The following is a 16,506-nucleotide window of genomic DNA, read 5'->3' on the forward strand; positions in this document are numbered from 1 at the left end:
CGGCGCGGCGCCGCGAAGGGGCGGGCCGCAGCCGACGAATTGACGCGGAGGCCTCGGCTCGGCTAGGGTTTTTGCCTATCTTCCGAGATTTGCATTTCAGGGAAGGGGCGCGGGTGGAAAGCAAGCCGAAAGTCTTGTTTCCGCTGGACCCCGAGGATTGGCACGGCCATGCGTCGGAAACGCTCTGGGCCGAGCCGGTCGAAGGAAGCGAGTGGACGCGGTTCCGGCTGCTGAACTCTCCCTATTTCGTCACCGGAGTGTCGTTCCGCGACATTGTGATCGCCGTCCCCAGGGCCGACGGCCATGTCTTCGACTTCAAAGGCTTGGCGAGGAGCGGCGGTCATTCGACCTATATGCTGCTGATCGACGGCGAGGAGGTTCTGGCCGGTTCGGACTGGCGGCTGCTCAAGGCGATGGGCTGCTCTTACGAGAGCATGCATATGGACCTCAACGTCGGGCGCAAGCTGCTGCTGAGCGTCGATATTCCAGACAATGTCGATATCGCCGCGGCGCATGCGATCATCGCGGCGGGCGAGTCCAAAGGCTTCTGGCTCTATCAGATCGGCTCCACCACTTTCGAGGAGGAGACGCGGCTGCTCTCCTGAGCGGCGACGGTCGAGCGGCAGGGTCGAGCGGCGCATGGTGGCGAAAGCGCGAGGCCGCGTTTTCACGCTGCTTCGCCTTCCTTTATTTCCGCGCGGGGCCGGCGTATATGACGCGGCGAAGCCCCGCGGGGCAGGAAAGCGGAAATTTCAAGGGCCGGGACGATGGCGGGACATAGTCAGTTCAAGAACATCATGCATAAGAAGGGCAAGCAGGACGCGATCCGCTCCAAGCTCTTCTCCAAGCTCGCCCGCGAAATCACCGTCGCCGCCAAAATGGGCCTGCCCGATCCCAATATGAACGCCCGCCTGCGCGCCGCCGTGCTCGCGGCCCGCGCCGAGAACATGCCCAAGGACAATATCGAGCGCGCCATCAAAAAGGCCTCGGGCGCCGACGCCGAGAATTACGACGAGGTGCGCTATGAGGGCTATGCGCCGGGCGGCGTCGCCGTCATCATCGAGGCGCTGACCGACAATCGCAATCGCACCGCCGGCGAGGTTCGCTCCTATTTCACCAAGGCGGGCGGCGCGCTGGCGGAGACGGGCGCCGTCTCCTTCATGTTCGATCGCGTCGGCCTCATCGAGTTTCCGCGCAAGGCGGCCTCCGAGGACGCGATCATGGAAGCGGCGATCGAGGCGGGAGCCGAAGACGTCTCCTCCGGCGAGGAGACGCATGAGATCATCACCTCGCTCGAGGGCCTGCGCGACGTCGCCAAGGCGCTGGAGGCCAAGTTCGGCGAGCCGAAAAAGGCCGCGCTGGTGTGGCGGCCGCAGAATTCCGTCGCCGTCGACGATGAGGCGGGCGAGAAAATCCTCAAGCTGATCGGCGCCCTCGAGGACAATGACGACGTGCAGAACGTCTACGCCAATTTCGAGGTGTCGGACGCTCTGGTCGCCAAGCTCTCGGGCTGACGGGCTCTCGGGCCGACGAGCTCTCGGGCCGAGAGACGAGAATGGATGCGCGCCTGAAGGCTCGCGGTCCATTGCGCATTCTGGACCGCGTGCCTTCAGGCGCGCTTCGATGGTGGGGAAAGGGCGGTCAGTCCGCCTCTTCCAAATGCTCGATCGGCAGCCCGTTCACCTGCGCGATGAGCACGGGCGAGGCCTTGAAGGTCAGCACCTTGCGCGAGCAGATCGGCGCCTCCACGCCGGTCTTGGGATTGCGGCCGATCCGTTCGCGCTTGGCGCGAACGTTGAAGCTGCCGAAGGATCGCAGCTTGACCGATTCCCCTCGCACGAGGGCTTCGCTGATTTCCTCGAATGTGGCGTCGAGGATTTGGCGGGCTTCGGCGCGCGACAGCGTTGGACAACAGCTGTACACGGCCTCGCGCAGGGACGCCCGCGTCAAAGTGCGCCCTGGCTCGATTTTCTTCGTCATGCTACGGATGCGGGCGCAAGCCTGCCCGCTTCGCGGCTCGTGGTTCGCGAGGCCATTATTTTTGCTCCCCCCTTCTGCCGGCGCCTTTTGGCGGCGCTATCCTGTTTTCTGGATTGTCGGCAGTCTAAACAATAATGTAGCCACACTTTGCCGAATCACGCAAGAGCGCCTGGGATTTCCCCTGAAGGCTCCGCTGGTTAGATCGTAAACGCAGCGCCGCCGCCCGCTCAGCCGGGCAGGCTCACCCTATGGCTCGCGACGGGAATCATGGCGCGGACCTTACGGATGCGGTCGCGGTCGATTCGCGTCGAGACGAGGCCGACGCCCTCCGAAGCGCGGGCGACCACATGGCCCCACGGGTCGGCGATCAGCGAATTGCCATAGCTCGCGCGGGTCTCATGCCCCGCCTTATGCGCGCCGGTCTGATTCGGGGCGCAGAAATAGGCCTGAATCTCGATCGCCCGGGCGCGGGCCAGCACCTCCCAATGATCCTTGCCGGTGACGAGAGTGAAGGCGGAGGGCAGGGCGACGATATCCGCGCCCTTGTCGGCCAGCGCCTGGAAAAGATAGGGAAAGCGCAGATCGTAGCAAATGGCGCAGCCTATGGTGAGGCCCTCGCAATCATAGGTGACGACCGCATCGCCGGGCTTGAAGGCGGCGCTCTCGCGATATTGCGCGCCGTCCGGGGCGGTGATGTCGAACATGTGAATCTTGCGGTAGCGCGCCACTTCCGCGCCGCTGCGGTCGAAGGCGACCGTGGTGTTGTGGAGGCGCTCCTCGCCGGGGATCTTCTCCAGAATGGAGCCGGCGTGGATGAAGACGCCATATTCGCGGGCGAGAGCGCTGCAGAGCGAATAGGCGGGGCCGCCGGGCAGCTCCTCGGCGGCGGCGGCCTTGTCGGCGCGATTGCCGCCGATGAAGTCGAAAACCTCCGGCAGACAGATCCAGTCCGGCCGCTCCTCGCGAACGGCCTGGTCGATGAGCGCCCGGGCGGTGGCGAGATTGGCGGGTTTGTCGCTGACCGAGTTCATCTGGACCAGGGTGACTTTCATCGCTTCACGTCTCGCGGGCTGGAAGGGGGCGGCGCCGCCGCCATGGGAGGCGGCATTCTAGACCGGCGCGGCGATCGCGAAACGCGGAAATTTTCGCGCCCCTTCCTGCATTTCAGCATTGCATTGGCGCGACGATGCTTCTAGTTTCCGCCCCGCCGACGTGCCGCCATAGCTCAGTTGGTTAGAGCACCAGATTGTGGATCTGGGGGTCCCCCGTTCAAGTCGGGGTGGCGGTACCATCAAGCTGCTGAAAAATCGAGGCTCTTGGCTTCCGCGGGCGCAGCCGTGACGTGGCTGGCGCGGTCTCGAATCTCGCCGTGCGGCCTCTCTCTCCGCGCGTGAATTTGTCAGTCGCTCGCAACGCGCTCTAGCTGCGTCGCGACCCTCCGCCGCCGCCTCCGATTTTACACGCGCAAATCACCGTCCCGGCCGTCCGACGCCGGGGCTCGGCGCGCCGCCGCCGCCGCCGAAGCCGCCCGGCCCAGAGGGAAAGCCGTGACCGACCGGACCCGTCGGAATCGAAGGAGTCTCATAGCCGCGCGGCGCGGCCGAAGAGTCTAGGCCGGACGGAAATTCGACGCCGACGCCGGGGGATGTGTCCGCGGGCCGGCGCGTCGGGCTCGGCAGCTCGGGGCTCTCGCGCTGCTCCTTGGCGGCGCCGCGCTTGCCGAGCGTCTCGCTCGTCGTCAGCGAGCGGATCGACCAGCCGCCCGCCGATGTCGCGTCTATGTCGACGACCGCGCGCGCCACGCCCTGGAAGGAAAGGTCGCGGCCGCCGCCCAGCGCCAGGCCGCTCGCGGTCTTCACTGTCGCGCCGCGCCGCTCGAGATAGGTCTCGACGAGAAAATTGCTCGGCCCGCGCGGGAGCCAGGCGTCGGCGGATGTCGAGGTGACGTCCAGCGTTCCGTCCATGGCGGCGCCGCGCACCAATATGCGTTGGCCGAGCATGGCCTCCGCGACGCCGGACAGGGTTTGCGCGCCGATCGCGAGCCGGCGATCCGCCGCGCGCGTGACGACGCCGGCGATCTGGGCGGCGCCGGGCTCCACGCGCTCCACGAGGCTCGCGACGATCGTCTGATCCGGCAGGCGAAGGCCGCTCACCGCCACATGCTGGCCGATGGCGAAGGCGCTCGGCTTCTCGATCCGGGCGCCGCGCCCGAATTCGATTCTTTGGCCGAGAACGCGCAAGCCATGGTCGGAGACTTGCTCCACCGGCCCGACGACCTCGCGCAAAATCTGAATTTTATTCGTCGTCGATCGTCCGCCGTCGTTGACGGCCACCAGCGAGACGACATGGCCGATGCGCAGATCGCCGACGCTCGCCGCGCGGCCGTCGATGCGCACGTCCGCGTCCGCGGGATAGGAGATGCGAAGCCCGTTGACGATGATACTGCCGAAAGCGCGAATGGTTCCGACGACGCCGGTTCCGCCAATGCCATTGTCGCGGTCGGGAATGACGGAAATATAGCCGGTCCCGCCAATGCCATTGTCCTTGGGCTTGTCGCCCGCGGCCTGGACGCGCGTCACGGCGGAGGAGAGCAGCGAGGCGAGCAGGCTCGCCAATTGCCGTCGGGTCGGATGGCGGAACGGGCTCACGCGCGCGCGCCCTTCTTTCCGCTCGCCGGCTCGCTCGATGGCCGCTCGTCCTCACGATAGACATAGACGCCGAAGGTCCAGCGCCAGCGTCCTTCCTCGTCGCTGCGCTGGAGCGTCTGCGCCTCGCGATTGGCCGCGATCAGCCCATCCATCGCCAGCTCGCGCGACAGCGCCTCGAGACGCCGCGCGCCAGCTTCCGAGAGACCTTCATAATGAACGGCGCGTTCCATGAAGGGCGCCGGCTCCTGAACGATATTGGCGGCCGCCGCCGCTATGTGATCGTGGAGATTGCGGCCGAAATAGTAGAGCTGACGCTCGTCGCCCTTGTCGGGCGCGATCGCCGCCTCGCCGAGCACGACGCGTCCATCCGCATCCAGCGAGACGATCTTGCGATCGAGCCATTCGTCGAGCACGGCGCGCGGCCGCACGTCGCGCGTCACTTCCTCGACCAGCGATTCGAAGGTCGGACCGCGCCCCGGCGATCCGGCGCGCCGCAGCGGCGCCGGGGCGCCTTTCCGATCGGCGAAGCGCCGATCGCCGAGCCAGAGCGCGACGATCTGCGAGGTGCGCGAGACGCTGGCGGGAACGGTTCGCACCGGCGCGCCGGCCTCTCGGAGGCGGCGGATCTCCTTGCGGTGAATGCCGGTGAGCAGGCTGATGCGGCTGTCGGTCTGCTCCTTGTCCGGCAGAGCGCAGTCGTGAACCGCGACATTCACATAGAGCTCGCGCAGCAGCTCGCAGAGCGCGGGAAATGTCACGCCGTAGCGAATCAGCAGCCGCACGAGCGGACGCAGCAGCCGGGCGATCGGCTGTTGCAGACGCGCGGCGTCGGTAAGCCCATTGTCCTCGCTATCGGCCATGATCGAATCTAACCCGCGACGCCGTGGGACACAATCCCACGCGCTCTTGACAGGCTGGATTTTTGTTCGCAGAGTGCGTGGGACATTTTCCCACGCCACGCGAAGGGTTGGCGGATATGGGCGAATGTCACGCTCGAAACGCGCTTTCTCGACCCATTGCCGATGACGGCTGTGGTCGAAAGGCGCGAGGCGGCGGCGATCGTCGGAGCATTCGGGAAACTTCGAGCCATGAACATGCATGCAACGCCGGATTTTCTGAAAGACGCAGCCTCGGCCCGGCTCGCCGAAGACATGGCGCGACAGCAGGACATGGCGCGACAGCAGGATGAGGCGACGCGGATCGCGCTCTATCTCGCTGCGCAGATTCAAAAAGAGCATTTCGAGCTGCATCGCCAGCGCGTCGCCGGCGCCATCGATCCCGTCACCGCGCATTGCTATCTGAAGATCAAGGAATTCGGCTGGACCATGATGCGTCTGCTCGGCCTCGCGCATCTGCACGACGGCACGCGCAAGCGCATTCCCGCGCCGCGGCATCCTCTGAATCCGCTGGGCGAGAACGACCCCACTCGCGCCATTCTCGACTCCGCCTCGCCGCGCCTCTTCATCGATGTGACGCCGACCTATCGGCATGGCGGCAATCAGGGAATTCAGCGCGTCGTTCGTGAGATCGCCAAGCGTTCCATGCGCGGCGAAGGCGCGCTTCCCGTGGTGATCGCCAATGGTCGGCTCGCGCCTTTCTTCGAGCGCCGCGCGCCGCTGCCGCCGATAGAATTTCGCAAGGGCGATAAATTCCTGATCTTGGACGCGAGCTGGCAGGCGACGGCCGAATATGTTCCGATCATCGAAAAGCTGACGGCCGCGGGCGGCCAGCTCGTCACTCTGGTCTATGATCTCATCCCGCTGACGCAGCCGCTCAGCGTCGCCGGGCCGATGACCGATCAATTCAGGACATGGTTCGAATCCATCGTGCTGAAGAGCGATCGCATCCTCTGCATATCGCGCAGCGTGGCGGATGACGTCGTCGCCTATATCTCGCGCGAAGGCGCGCGGACGAAGCCGGATCTGCGCGTCGGCTGGTGGCGCCTCGGCGCCGATTTCGACGAGCAGGCCGAAAAATCCGTGTCCGCCGAGGCGCGGGCGATAGCGGCCGACGAGACGCCTTTCTTTTTGAGCGTCGGCACGCTCGAGCCCAGAAAAGCCTATCCGATCGCGCTCGAAGCCTTCGATCTTCTGTGGCGCTCCAATGTCCTCGACGCGCGCTATGTCATCATCGGCCGTCCCGGCTGGCAGAGCGAGGCGCTTCAGCGCGAGATCAGAGAACATCCAGAGTTCGGTCGCCGTCTCTTCTGGCTGAACGATGCGAGCGACGCCGATCTTCGCCATTGCTATGAGCGCGCGCGCGGCTTGATCTTTCCGTCCATGGTCGAAGGATTCGGCCTGCCGCTCGTCGAGGCCGGCCGGCGCGGAGTTCCCGTCATCGCCTCGGATATTCCGGTGTTTCGCGAAATCGCCGGCCCTGACGTCCGCTATTTCGATCTTCTCGATTCGGTCGATCTCGCGCGCGAGATTCTGCGTCTCGCGCGCGAGGCGCCGATGCGTGGCGAAGCCTCCTATCTCACATGGGACGACGCCGCGGATGCGCTGCTGGAGCTGGTGACGAATGACGCCTATCAGGCGCGAATCGCCGGCGCGGCCAGCGATTTTTGCAACATGCCGCAACAGGAGCCTTCATGAATCTATCGGTCATCATGATGATCCAGCCGCTGATCGAGAAAGCCGACGGCGTTCTTCGGCTCTTGGGCAATGGGCTCGTCGTCATCGACCTCGCCGGCTTTCTGCTTATCCTCGGAGCTCTCGTCTTCGAGCTATTTTGACGCCGCCGCCAGAGCGGCGCATGCGGTTGCGAGACAGAAAATGCGAAGCGCAATATTCATCGACGGCGCGAATCTTCATCTGACGGTCAGCTGTCTCGGCATAGAGCTCGATTACGCCCGGCTGCTGCGGGCGCTGCGCGGAAAGGCGTCCTCCGCTCAGGCCTTCTATTACGTGGCGTTGAGCGACACGCAAGCCAATGGCTCCATAAATCGGCTGACGGACTGGCTCGCCTATAATGGATATATCGTCGTCGCGAAGCCGATCGCCGAAACGATCGACGGTTTCGGCCGGCGACGGTTCAAAGGCAGCATAGACGTCGATCTCGCCGTCGCCGCCATGGCGATGGCCGAGCGTGTCGATGCGATGACATTGGTGTCGGGCAATGGCGCTTATCGATCGCTGATCGGCGCCGTTCAGCGCAAGGGCGTGCGCGTCTCAGTCGCGTCCACGATCAAGACGCACCCGCCGATCATCGCCGAGGAGCTACGGCGCCAAGCCGATGACTTCATCGATATCGGCGCCATAGCGGATAAGATCAAACGCGTCTCCATCGCGAATGTCGGTTTGATCGAAGCGGCCGAGGAGAGCGCTGGCGATCACGCCCGCGCCTTTGCGTCGCCTGCGGGAAGGAAGACCGCGAGCAGCCCGATCAGCGGCAGGAAAGAGCAGATCTGATAGACGAATTCTATGCTCGTGCGATCCGCGAGCGCGCCCAGCGCCGCCGCGCCGAGTCCGCTCATGCCGAATGCGAAGCCGAAGAAGAGGCCGGAGACCGCGCCGATGCGATTGGGCGTCAGCTCCTGCGCATAGACGAGAATCGCCGGAAAGGCCGAGGACAGCATGAAGCCGATCACCGCGCTGAGGCCGACCGTCGCCGGCAGGCCGACATAGGGCAGGGCGAGAGTGAAGGGCAGGACGCCGAGAATGGAGCCCCAGATCACGCGCTTGCGGCCGAGCCGATCGCCCACCGCGCCGCCGATGACCGTGCCTCCCGCCGATGTGGCGAGAAAGACGAACAGATAGATTTGTGAGTCCCGCGGCGAGGTGTCGAAGCGGCTCATCAGATAGAAGACGTAATAATTGCTGAGCCCGGCGAGATAGACGAATTTCGAGAACATCAGCGCGATGAGCACAGCGAGCGTGCGGCGGCGTTGCGCGGGCGAGAGGCCGGCGCTCTCGCGCGTCGCCGCGCTGGATCTGGTCCGCGCATGGCCATTGCTGCGAATCCAATGTCCGAGCGGCGTCACCACGCAAATGCCGGCGAGCGCGACGAGCGCGAACCAGGCGAGGCTGCTCTGTCCGCGCGGCAGAATGAAGAATGCGGCGAGCAATGGTCCGAGCGAGGAGCCGAAATTGCCGCCGACCTGAAACAGCGATTGCGCGAGGCCATGCGCGCCGCCCGAGGCGATGCGGGCGATGCGCGAGGATTCGGGATGGAAGATGGAGGAGCCGACGCCGAGCAGCGCCGCCGCCGCGAGCAGCGCCGGATAGCTCGGCGCGAAGGCGAGGCCGAGCAGGCCGCACAGGGTCGATCCCATGCCGACGACCAGCGAGAACGGTTGCGGGCGGCGATCCGTGTAGAGGCCGACCAGCGGCTGCAGCAGCGAGGCGGTGATCTGATAGGTGAGGCTGAGCAGGCCGATCTGCCCGAAATCGAGATCGAACCCGCCTTTCAGCAGCGGATAGATCGCCGGCAGCAGCGACTGCATCATATCGTTCAGAAAATGGCTGAAGCTGATCGCGCCCAGCACGGGAAATGCGGGCGCGCCGGCCTCCGGCCGATCGGCGACGGATCTGCTCAAGGGGACGCCTTTCTCCCTCGGCGCGCGAGGCCGCGGCTGGAGAGGGAATTCCGACTCGGGGCTCACGCCGTCCGAGGCGGCGATTCATAAAAGGCGGAGCCTTCGTCGTCCACCCGAAGAGGCGTCGCCGAGGGGAGGAAAATCGACGCGGCGCGCGCGTCGCCGCGCGATTTTTCTCTCTTTGCTCTCGCCGGAGAGAATAAGCGGCCCCGCCAAAAAATCGCTTGTCGGCGCGGGCCGCATATGTCTATTTCCTAGTATATTAGTCAGCTAATGGAGCCTCCCGACGATGCATAAGATCGCCCGCGCCTCCCTCGTTCTCGTCGCGAGCGTTTTCGCTCTCGCGGCCGCGGCGCAGCAGCGCCCCGACTTCAGCAAGGTCGAAATCAAGACGACGCAGCTCGCGCCGAATTTCCACGTTCTGGAAGGGCAGGGCGGCGCGATCAGCGTGCTGAGCGGTCCCGAGGGCGTGCTGCTCGTCGACTCGCAATTCGCGCCGCTGACCGACAAGATCGTCGAGGCGATCAAGAAGATCTCCGACAAGCCGATCCGCTTCCTCGTCAACACGCATGTGCATGGCGACCATGTGGGCGGCAATGAGAATCTGGCCAAGGCCGGCGCGCTGATCTTCGCGCGCGATCAGCTGCGCGCCCGCCTGCAGAATCCCAATCCGGCGGCGGATGGAACGCCCGGCAAGCCCGCCGTGGCCGAGGCGCTGCCTGTCGTCACCTATGACAATCAGGTCACGATTCATATCGACGGCGAGCATGTGCGGCTCATTCCCATCCGCAGCGCGCATACGGATGGCGACACGCTGGTCTTCTTCCCCGAGCACGACATTCTCGCGGTCGGCGATTATTTCCGCAGCACGGGCTATCCGGTCGTCGATCTCAACAATGGCGGCACGCTCGCCGGCATCATAGACGGGCTCGGCGCCACCATCGGCCGCGCGGGTCCCAACACCAAGGTCGTGCCCGGCCATGGCCCGATCGTCGGTCGCGATGCGCTCATCGCCCAGCGCGATCTCATCATCGCCGTGCGCGACAAGGTCGCCGCGCTCGTCGATCAGGGCAAGACGCTGGAGGAGACCATCGCCGCCAAGCCGACGGCCGAGTTCGACGCCAAGGTTCCGAATGCGGAGCAGAGCTCCGAGCGCTTCGTCAAATGGCTCTACGCCGAGGTCAAGACGGCCAAGACCAAGACAGCCGCGCGCTGAGCCGAGACGATTTCCAATCGACGCGAGGGCGGCCGGCGACGGCCGCCTTCGGCTTATTTGCGGCCCGCTCTCGACGCCGGCCCCGCCGCTGCGGGCGGCGGCCGCGCTCTGACGAGCGTTGACCCTCGGCGCCGTCGGGACGATAGTGCGGCAACGACTCCGCGCAAATGCGGCAAGCGCCTGTTTTCCCTATGAGAGGTTAGAAGATGTCCGCCTATGTGAAAATCGAGACTGTGTCTTTCGGCGAGGCGGAGCGACGCCTGGCGACGGCTTCGGAGGACGGCGGCAAACCTCTCGTCCTCGTCGCTTTCGCCGGCGCCAAGCTTCGCTTCGGCTCCGAGTCGGAGACCATTCTCAAAGAGGCGCTTCCGCAGCTGACCCGCGCCGCCGCCGCGGCGAAATTCACCGGCAAGCGCGGAACCTCGCTCGATCTCTATGCGCCGCAGGGGCTTCCCAACGTCGGCCGCCTGCTGGTCGTCGGCGTCGGCGCCGCCACGGAGGGCGATGCGGCCGACAAGGCCGAGATTTTCGACGATTTCCTCGGCCTCGGCGGCCAGCTGTCCGCCAAGCTCGGCCAGGGCCAGAATGCGCTCGTCGTCTTCGACCCGCCGGAGGCGCCGGCCGATCCGGCCGCTGCGGCCGGCCAATTCGCGCTCGGCGCGGAGCTGCGCGCCTATAAGTTCGATCTCTACCGCACCAAAAAGAAAAAGGACGATACGGAGCGCGACGGCGCGAGCGACATTGCGCTCGCCATCGCCGACCCGGACGCCGCGCGCGCCGCGGTCGGGCAGTCGCTCGGCCTCGCCGAGGGCGTCGTCATCGCCCGCGATCTCGTCAATGAGCCGGCCAATGTCCTCTATCCAGAGGAGTTCGCGCGCCGCGCCGCCAAGCTCGCCGCTCTCGGCGTCGAGGTGGAGATTCTCGACGTGCCGGCGCTGCAGGCGCTGGGCTTCCGCGCGCTGCTCGGCGTCGGCCAGGGCTCCGCGCATCCGAGCCGCGTGGTGGTGCTGCGCTGGAACGGCGGCGCCCCCGGCGCGCAGCCCATCGCTTTCGTGGGCAAGGGCGTCTGCTTCGACACGGGCGGCATCTCCATCAAGCCCGCCGCCAGCATGGAGGATATGAAGGGCGACATGGCCGGCGCCGCCGCCGTGACCGGCCTTCTCCACGCGCTCGCCACGCGCAAGGCCAAGGCCAATGTCATCGGCGTGCTCGGCCTCGTCGAGAACATGCCCTCGGGAGAGGCGCAGCGGCCGGGCGACATCGTCACCTCGCTCTCCGGCCAGACCATCGAGATCATCAACACCGACGCGGAAGGGCGCCTCGTGCTCGCCGACGCGCTCTGGCATGTGAAGGAGAAATACAAGCCCGCCTTCATCATCGATCTGGCGACGCTGACCGGCGCCATTCTCGTGGCGCTGGGCCAGGAGCACGCCGGCCTCTTCTCCAACAATGACGAGCTGGCGGGCCGCATTCTCGAGGCGGGCAAGGCGACCGGCGAGAAGCTGTGGCGGCTGCCGATGGGGCCGGCCTATGACAAGCTCGTCGATTCGAAATTCGCCGATATGAAGAACACGGGCGGCCGCCACGCCGGCTCGATCACGGCGGCGCAATTTCTGGAGCGATTCGTCGACAAGACGCCCTGGGCGCATCTCGACATCGCCGGCACGGGCATGGGCTCCCCGGCCTCCGACATCAACCAGAGCTGGGCTTCCGGCTGGGGCGTGCGGCTGCTGGATCGCTTGGTGAAGGATTATTACGAGGCCTGACGAGAAGGCCGCCCCGCCGGGCTTCGGCGGGGCGGCGAAAGACGCGCGATTTGGTTCCGATAACCTCTTGCTCGACCGACCGGAGCAGTCTATAGACCCCCTCGTCCGCTCCCTTCGTCTAGTGGCCCAGGACGTCGCCCTCTCACGGCGAAAACAGGGGTTCGAGTCCCCTAGGGAGCGCCATTTGCGTATAAAACTACGAACACCCTTGCCGATTTGTTCTCCGGCGACGACGGCCTGTTCGAGGCTGGTTTTCGAGCCGTGAATGCGGACGACTTGGTCGTCGACCTCGATGGCTTCGACGACCGCCCGCAAATAGGCTCTGCGGAACGACGTTTCGCCGACCGTGATCTTTTCGCGCATGAACGTCCCGAATCGCTCGAGCTGGTCCGGTTCGATTGCGATTGACGGCGCGGACTGGGCTTTGATCCGGTCCAGCGCGGCTTTCGCGCGCTCCCGCTCCGACTTGAGCGCGGCGAGACGTTCTCGCAAAAGATCGTCCATGTCGGTGAGGCCGTCCTCGACCAATTTATAGAGGCGCTTCAGCTTGTTCTCGGCGTCGAGGATTTCTGCTTGGAGGGCTTCAACTCGATTCCGGACCTCGTCGTCGCCGGCGGCGCGCTTCTGAGCCAGGGACGTCAATATGCCGGCCAGCCGGTTCGGGCCGAATAGCCGGCCGGCGAGATGGGTCGTGACCAGCCCGTCGAGCCGGTCCATCGGGATCGAGCGGCCCTTGCAGCCGGTCTTGCCGACGCGGGCGGCCGTGGAGCAGCTGTAATAGCGATGCACTTTGCCGCTCTTCGAGGTCCCGGTGCGCAGCGTCATCGCGCCGCCGCAAGTAGCGCAGACGACGAGGCCGGTAAGGAGAATGGGGCCGGTGACGACGCGAGGCGGCAGGACGCGCGGGTCTCTGGCTTTCAGGCTCGCCTGGGCCTTGTCGAACACCGCCGTTTCGATGATCGGCGGAACGGCGATCTCTATGACTTCACTTTCGGCCTTGGCTCTCCCGGTTTTGGCCTCGCGCTTGTTGAAGCGCCACCGGCCCGCATAGACCGGATTGGTCAAGACTTTGTGGACCGACGCGACGCCGAAGCGCGCGCCGAGTCGCGTTCTCAGCCCGCGCCCATTGAGCGTCTTCGTCACCTCCTTGACGCCCATCGGCCCCTTGCCGGCCTCGCCTTCGAGATACAAGCGGTAGATCATCCGCACGGTCTCGGCCTCGACAGGATCGACGACGAGCTTTTTCTTTGTCCTGTGTCCGCGTTTCTCCACTTCGGCGAGCGCATAGCCGAGCGGCAGGCGTGAGCCGTTGTAGAATCCCTGGCGGGCGTTCTCCTTCATGGCGCGCAAGACATGCTTGCCGTTCTCACGGCTCTGATATTCGTCGAACAGAGCGATGACCTGCCGCATCATCACCTGGGCCGGGTCGTCGCCGAGTTCCTGGGTGATCGAGACGAGCCGCACATTGTGCTTGGCGAGCCTGCGCACATACATTTCCAGGCCGAAGGCGTCACGGAAGAAGCGAGAGAACGAATGGACCACGATGACATCGATCGGATGATCATCGTCGCAGGCGCGTTCGATCATGCGCTGAAACTCTGGCCGCTGGTCGTCCATGGCGGAAGCGCCGGGCTCGATATATTCGGCGACGATGCGCCAGCCATGGCGTGCGCAATAGGCGCTCGTCTGCGCCAGCTGGTCGGGGATCGACAGGTCGACCTCCGCCTGCCGCGTCGTCGAAACCCGGAGATAGAGCGCGGCGCGGATGCAATCGGGCATGGGAAAACTCCCGTCGTCATCAAATTCGTGGCGCGAGTCCGATCAATCGGCCGAGTCTATTCCCGAGATTCGCAGGCGTCACCGGAATTTCGGCTGCGCCAGCGACAATCGCCCCGGATCGCCCCGGATCGCCCCGCAATGAGAAGCAAAACGAGCCGCGGAGACCGCGGCTCGAAAATTGTGAGATCGACAATCTCGCCGTCACACGGCCCGCTTCAAAACTTCGGAAACGAATCGAGGCGACCGATACGGACAAAGTCGGTCAGGGCCGAGCGGACCTGCGGCCAGGGAAATTCGGGGCAGTTCTCGCACCATTCGCCCTCGCGGAGCACAGCGTGGAGCTTGGCCGCGACGCCTTCGACGGTCGACGCCGGCGTGGCCGCCAGCGCATCGGCGAGATCTCTCGCTATATCTGCGGCTCGCTCTTCGTCTTTTTTCGCTTCGGAGTAATCGACAGCCAAATCGGCGGCGGCCCAGCGCGCCCGATAGATTTCTTCCTCGGTGGCGCAGCCCGCCTCGGTGCCTTCGTCATCGTCGACGCCGTCTGACGCGCGGATCATCTGCATCAATCGGGTTTCCAAGCTCTGCTGCTTCTGGCAGAGAACGTCGGTGAGGTCCTGGGCGGTCTTCCATTGCGTCCACAGGGACGTTGCCGGATCGACGACCATCGTATGAGACGAGTCGACGCTCGCGATTCCCTTGAAAGGCGCCGGCGTGACGGCGCCGACGCTCGAAACCAACAAAGTCCTTCGGGTGAAAGCAGACGCACTCGTGATAGTCTCGGGGTCAGCCATGATCCGAGCTCCTCATAAGCCGGGTTGTGGTCAGGCCGGGCGAGGTGTTGACGCACGTCGTCCGGCCGCACAGGCGCACACGGCTCGAGGCTGTTTCCAGTTGCTCGGGCGATGTGATAGCGAGAACGCCATGCGAGTGGAATCATATCACGCCCGCCGTGGAGATCAACAATATATCATATGAGCTGTATGTGATCACAGGAGCGCAAATACGGGCGGCGCGCGCCCTCATTCGTTGGACCGCCGAAGACTTAGCGTCTACCGCAAAAGTCGGCATCGCCACCGTGCGACGCGCCGAGGGCGAAGACGGGCAGCCGTCGACCACCGCTGCAAACCTGAACGCTATTCGCATCGCCTTGGAGAATGCAGGCGTGGAATTCATTCCCGAGAATGGCGCCGGCGCCGGCGTGCGGCTGAAGAAGTAGAGGGGTCGCCGTCGACCGGCAACAAGTGGGCGATCTTCGTTTCCTTGCCCCTTCATCGACGTGGTCCGAATTGTTGGTCGAACAAGTCCCCGAGCCACGCCTCGATTACATCGACCTCGGCGCGCGTGACCGGGACTTCTTCGGGCCAATCATCGGTGACAGTCCAGGTTTCGAGGTCTCGTTGCGCCTCTCGATCGATGTTTGACCGAGCGTCATTCCGCGTCGACGCGACGCGGCGATCGGCGCCGACGCAGCGAGGATCGAGAGGATTTGCGCGCGCTCGCGACATCCCGGCAGGATCGCGCGCTCGATCTCGAACAAGAATGGCCTAATTTTACTCCGGGATGCGCTTTCCTATGCACTGCCATCGAGACGTTGAACGGATGACGGCCAACTCATGATCGCCGTGCGCGCCGAGGTCTCGGCGACACAGCGAGTCCGAGGAAGACGAGCACCGCTTGGTTGAGACGCAAAATGTCCTCTTCGTCCAAGCGCCCGATATGTGCGCCGATCTTCGATTTCGGAACGGTGGTGACCTTGTCCGCCATCAAGCGGCAGGGCACGCGCAATCCGTTGCGCTCGTTCGGCTCCACGGGCAGACGGAACAGAGGCGCATCCGTCTCGTCTGTCGTGAAAGCGCAAATGGTGATGGAGTCCGTCGCGTCGAAACTGTCATCCTGAATAATGACCACAGGGCGCGGCTTGCCCGCGTAGTCCTTGCCGCCGGCAACGGTCCAGATGTCGCCGCGTCTCATTCGTTACCGTTGTCATCGACGTCGATGACCGACACCGTATCGATGAACGATTGGTCATCGAGAGAATGGGGGCTCGTGGCGACCGCGAGCGACTGGCGATGCGCCTCCGCCCGGAAGGAAGCGGCGCGCACGTCCGGCACCCAGATCTGAATAGGGCGCAGCCCTTGGGCGCGCAGGCGCTCGCGATGATCGCGCACCTTGACGCGGGAGGGCTTGGGCTTCGCCGCTGGGGTCATAATCAGTCTCCAATTGGTTACATGTAACATATCACGAGCCGTTGCGTTTCGACAATCCCGACCTTTTGCATCGGCTCTGGTCGCGGCCGGACCTCCACGGGGCTCGAGGCTTTCATCACAGTCCCAGCCCGCGCTTCCGGCCGAGGCCCCACTCGATGCCGCCGCCGTCACGGTGAACGCCGCTGAGATATTGGCCAATGCGCTTTTCGAGAACGGGCTGCCAAGGCACGAGCTGGAAGCCGAGGCCGTCCTCGATCATCGCGAAGCGCCCGCTGGCGAGATTGGCGACGCCCGCCAGCCGCCCCGACACATATTCGCCCGGCCCGCTCGGCGAATACGTCAGCCCGCGCTCCGCGGCCATCTGCCGGCC

General features: G+C 65.0%; 18 protein-coding genes, 2 tRNA genes and 1 pseudogene. 11 read left to right on the forward strand and 10 right to left on the reverse strand.

Annotated features, from left to right (window positions below; translation table 11 throughout):
* The first annotated feature begins 113 nt into the window (after window positions 1–113).
* Together ACT53T_RS14740 and ACT53T_RS14745 are read left to right on the forward strand one after the other, a co-directional pair.
* Window positions 114–605, forward strand: coding sequence for a DUF4265 domain-containing protein (locus ACT53T_RS14740; RefSeq protein WP_476161770.1), 492 nt, complete (start codon window positions 114–116; stop codon window positions 603–605).
* A 162-nt stretch (window positions 606–767) separates the two neighbouring features.
* Complete coding sequence (locus ACT53T_RS14745; RefSeq protein WP_018266371.1) at window positions 768–1,514, forward strand: YebC/PmpR family DNA-binding transcriptional regulator; 747 nt, start codon at window positions 768–770, stop codon at window positions 1,512–1,514.
* A 127-nt stretch (window positions 1,515–1,641) separates the two neighbouring features.
* Here the strand turns inward: ACT53T_RS14745 and ACT53T_RS14750 are convergent, their stop codons facing one another.
* Both ACT53T_RS14750 and ACT53T_RS14755 read right to left on the reverse strand, forming a co-directional pair.
* Entirely contained in the window at window positions 1,642–1,980 is a 339-nt protein-coding gene (locus tag ACT53T_RS14750; RefSeq protein ID WP_018266370.1) for an integration host factor subunit alpha, read from the reverse strand.
* A 227-nt stretch (window positions 1,981–2,207) separates the two neighbouring features.
* A complete protein-coding gene (locus ACT53T_RS14755) occupies window positions 2,208–3,032 on the reverse strand; it encodes a carbon-nitrogen hydrolase family protein (RefSeq protein WP_018266369.1) in 825 nt (274 codons plus the stop codon).
* Window positions 3,033–3,194: 162 nt separating this feature from the next.
* On the opposite strand from ACT53T_RS14755, the gene ACT53T_RS14760 reads away from it, so the two are divergent.
* Window positions 3,195–3,271, forward strand: a tRNA-His gene (locus ACT53T_RS14760).
* 178 nt (window positions 3,272–3,449) lie between these two features.
* On the opposite strand, the gene ACT53T_RS14765 is transcribed toward ACT53T_RS14760, so the two are convergent.
* Both ACT53T_RS14765 and ACT53T_RS14770 read right to left on the reverse strand, forming a co-directional pair.
* Window positions 3,450–4,628 (reverse strand): DUF5666 domain-containing protein, encoded by a 1,179-nt coding sequence (locus ACT53T_RS14765; protein ID WP_476161771.1) that lies wholly within the window; start codon window positions 4,626–4,628, stop codon window positions 3,450–3,452.
* A complete protein-coding gene (locus ACT53T_RS14770) occupies window positions 4,625–5,488 on the reverse strand; it encodes a DUF6502 family protein (RefSeq protein ID WP_476161772.1) in 864 nt (287 codons plus the stop codon). Before ACT53T_RS14770 ends, ACT53T_RS14765 begins: the two co-directional genes overlap by 4 nt.
* Window positions 5,489–5,716: 228 nt before the next feature.
* Between ACT53T_RS14770 and ACT53T_RS14775 the strand changes: the two genes are divergently transcribed.
* Genes ACT53T_RS14775 through ACT53T_RS14785 form a run of 3 tightly spaced genes read left to right on the forward strand, consistent with a single transcriptional unit; the run spans window position 5,717 to window position 8,038 of the window.
* The gene (locus ACT53T_RS14775; RefSeq protein ID WP_476161773.1) at window positions 5,717–7,222 is read left to right on the forward strand and encodes a glycosyltransferase family 4 protein; all 1,506 of its coding nucleotides are present in this window, start codon (window positions 5,717–5,719) and stop codon (window positions 7,220–7,222) included.
* On the forward strand, window positions 7,219–7,362 hold the full coding sequence (locus tag ACT53T_RS14780) for a hypothetical protein (RefSeq protein ID WP_018266354.1): 144 nt from the start codon (window positions 7,219–7,221) through the stop codon (window positions 7,360–7,362). The genes ACT53T_RS14775 and ACT53T_RS14780 overlap by 4 nt, the downstream gene beginning before the upstream one ends.
* A 40-nt stretch (window positions 7,363–7,402) precedes the next feature.
* The gene (locus tag ACT53T_RS14785; RefSeq protein WP_476161774.1) at window positions 7,403–8,038 is read left to right on the forward strand and encodes a LabA-like NYN domain-containing protein; all 636 of its coding nucleotides are present in this window, start codon (window positions 7,403–7,405) and stop codon (window positions 8,036–8,038) included.
* Here the strand turns inward: ACT53T_RS14785 and ACT53T_RS14790 are convergent.
* Window positions 7,960–9,165, reverse strand: coding sequence for an MFS transporter (locus ACT53T_RS14790; RefSeq protein WP_476161775.1), 1,206 nt, complete (start codon window positions 9,163–9,165; stop codon window positions 7,960–7,962). The two genes, ACT53T_RS14785 and ACT53T_RS14790, sit on opposite strands and share 79 nt — an antisense overlap.
* 289 nt (window positions 9,166–9,454) lie before the next feature.
* Between ACT53T_RS14790 and ACT53T_RS14795 the strand changes: the two genes are divergently transcribed.
* The 4 genes from ACT53T_RS14795 to ACT53T_RS14810 all read left to right on the forward strand — a co-directional run bounded on the left by ACT53T_RS14795 (window position 9,455) and on the right by ACT53T_RS14810 (window position 12,555).
* Window positions 9,455–10,381, forward strand: coding sequence for an MBL fold metallo-hydrolase (locus tag ACT53T_RS14795; protein ID WP_476161776.1), 927 nt, complete (start codon window positions 9,455–9,457; stop codon window positions 10,379–10,381).
* A 206-nt stretch (window positions 10,382–10,587) separates the two neighbouring features.
* Window positions 10,588–12,147 carry a leucyl aminopeptidase gene (locus ACT53T_RS14800; RefSeq protein ID WP_400769320.1) on the forward strand — a complete coding sequence of 520 codons (1,560 nt, stop codon included), beginning with the start codon at window positions 10,588–10,590 and terminating at the stop codon, window positions 12,145–12,147.
* A gap of 107 nt (window positions 12,148–12,254) precedes the next feature.
* A tRNA-Glu gene (locus ACT53T_RS14805) sits at window positions 12,255–12,330 on the forward strand.
* A 33-nt stretch (window positions 12,331–12,363) separates the two neighbouring features.
* The gene (locus ACT53T_RS14810; protein ID WP_476161777.1) at window positions 12,364–12,555 is read left to right on the forward strand and encodes a hypothetical protein; all 192 of its coding nucleotides are present in this window, start codon (window positions 12,364–12,366) and stop codon (window positions 12,553–12,555) included.
* Between the two features lie 333 nt (window positions 12,556–12,888).
* Here ACT53T_RS14810 and ACT53T_RS14815 read toward each other — a convergent pair.
* Window positions 12,889–13,926 (reverse strand): annotated as a pseudogene (locus tag ACT53T_RS14815) (recombinase family protein); the annotation flags it as partial.
* A gap of 215 nt (window positions 13,927–14,141) precedes the next feature.
* Window positions 14,142–14,594, reverse strand: coding sequence for a hypothetical protein (locus ACT53T_RS14820; protein ID WP_476161778.1), 453 nt, complete (start codon window positions 14,592–14,594; stop codon window positions 14,142–14,144).
* 311 nt (window positions 14,595–14,905) lie between these two features.
* On the opposite strand from ACT53T_RS14820, the gene ACT53T_RS14825 reads away from it, so the two are divergent.
* Window positions 14,906–15,145: a transcriptional regulator gene (locus tag ACT53T_RS14825; protein ID WP_196410648.1), complete on the forward strand. Its 240-nt coding sequence runs from the start codon at window positions 14,906–14,908 to the stop codon at window positions 15,143–15,145.
* Between the two features lie 395 nt (window positions 15,146–15,540).
* Here ACT53T_RS14825 and ACT53T_RS14830 read toward each other — a convergent pair whose 3' ends face one another.
* The 3 genes from ACT53T_RS14830 to ACT53T_RS14840 form a co-directional block, all read right to left on the reverse strand.
* Window positions 15,541–15,900 carry a type II toxin-antitoxin system PemK/MazF family toxin gene (locus tag ACT53T_RS14830; RefSeq protein ID WP_476161779.1) on the reverse strand — a complete coding sequence of 120 codons (360 nt, stop codon included), beginning with the start codon at window positions 15,898–15,900 and terminating at the stop codon, window positions 15,541–15,543.
* Window positions 15,897–16,136: an antitoxin MazE family protein gene (locus ACT53T_RS14835; protein WP_196409916.1), complete on the reverse strand. Its 240-nt coding sequence runs from the start codon at window positions 16,134–16,136 to the stop codon at window positions 15,897–15,899. The genes ACT53T_RS14830 and ACT53T_RS14835 overlap by 4 nt, the downstream gene beginning before the upstream one ends.
* Window positions 16,137–16,251: 115 nt before the next feature.
* Window positions 16,252–16,506: DUF3363 domain-containing protein (locus tag ACT53T_RS14840; protein WP_476161780.1), on the reverse strand; the 255-nt coding region annotated here is incomplete at its 5' end.

Source organism: Methylosinus sp. DMC45 (assembly GCF_056313885.1).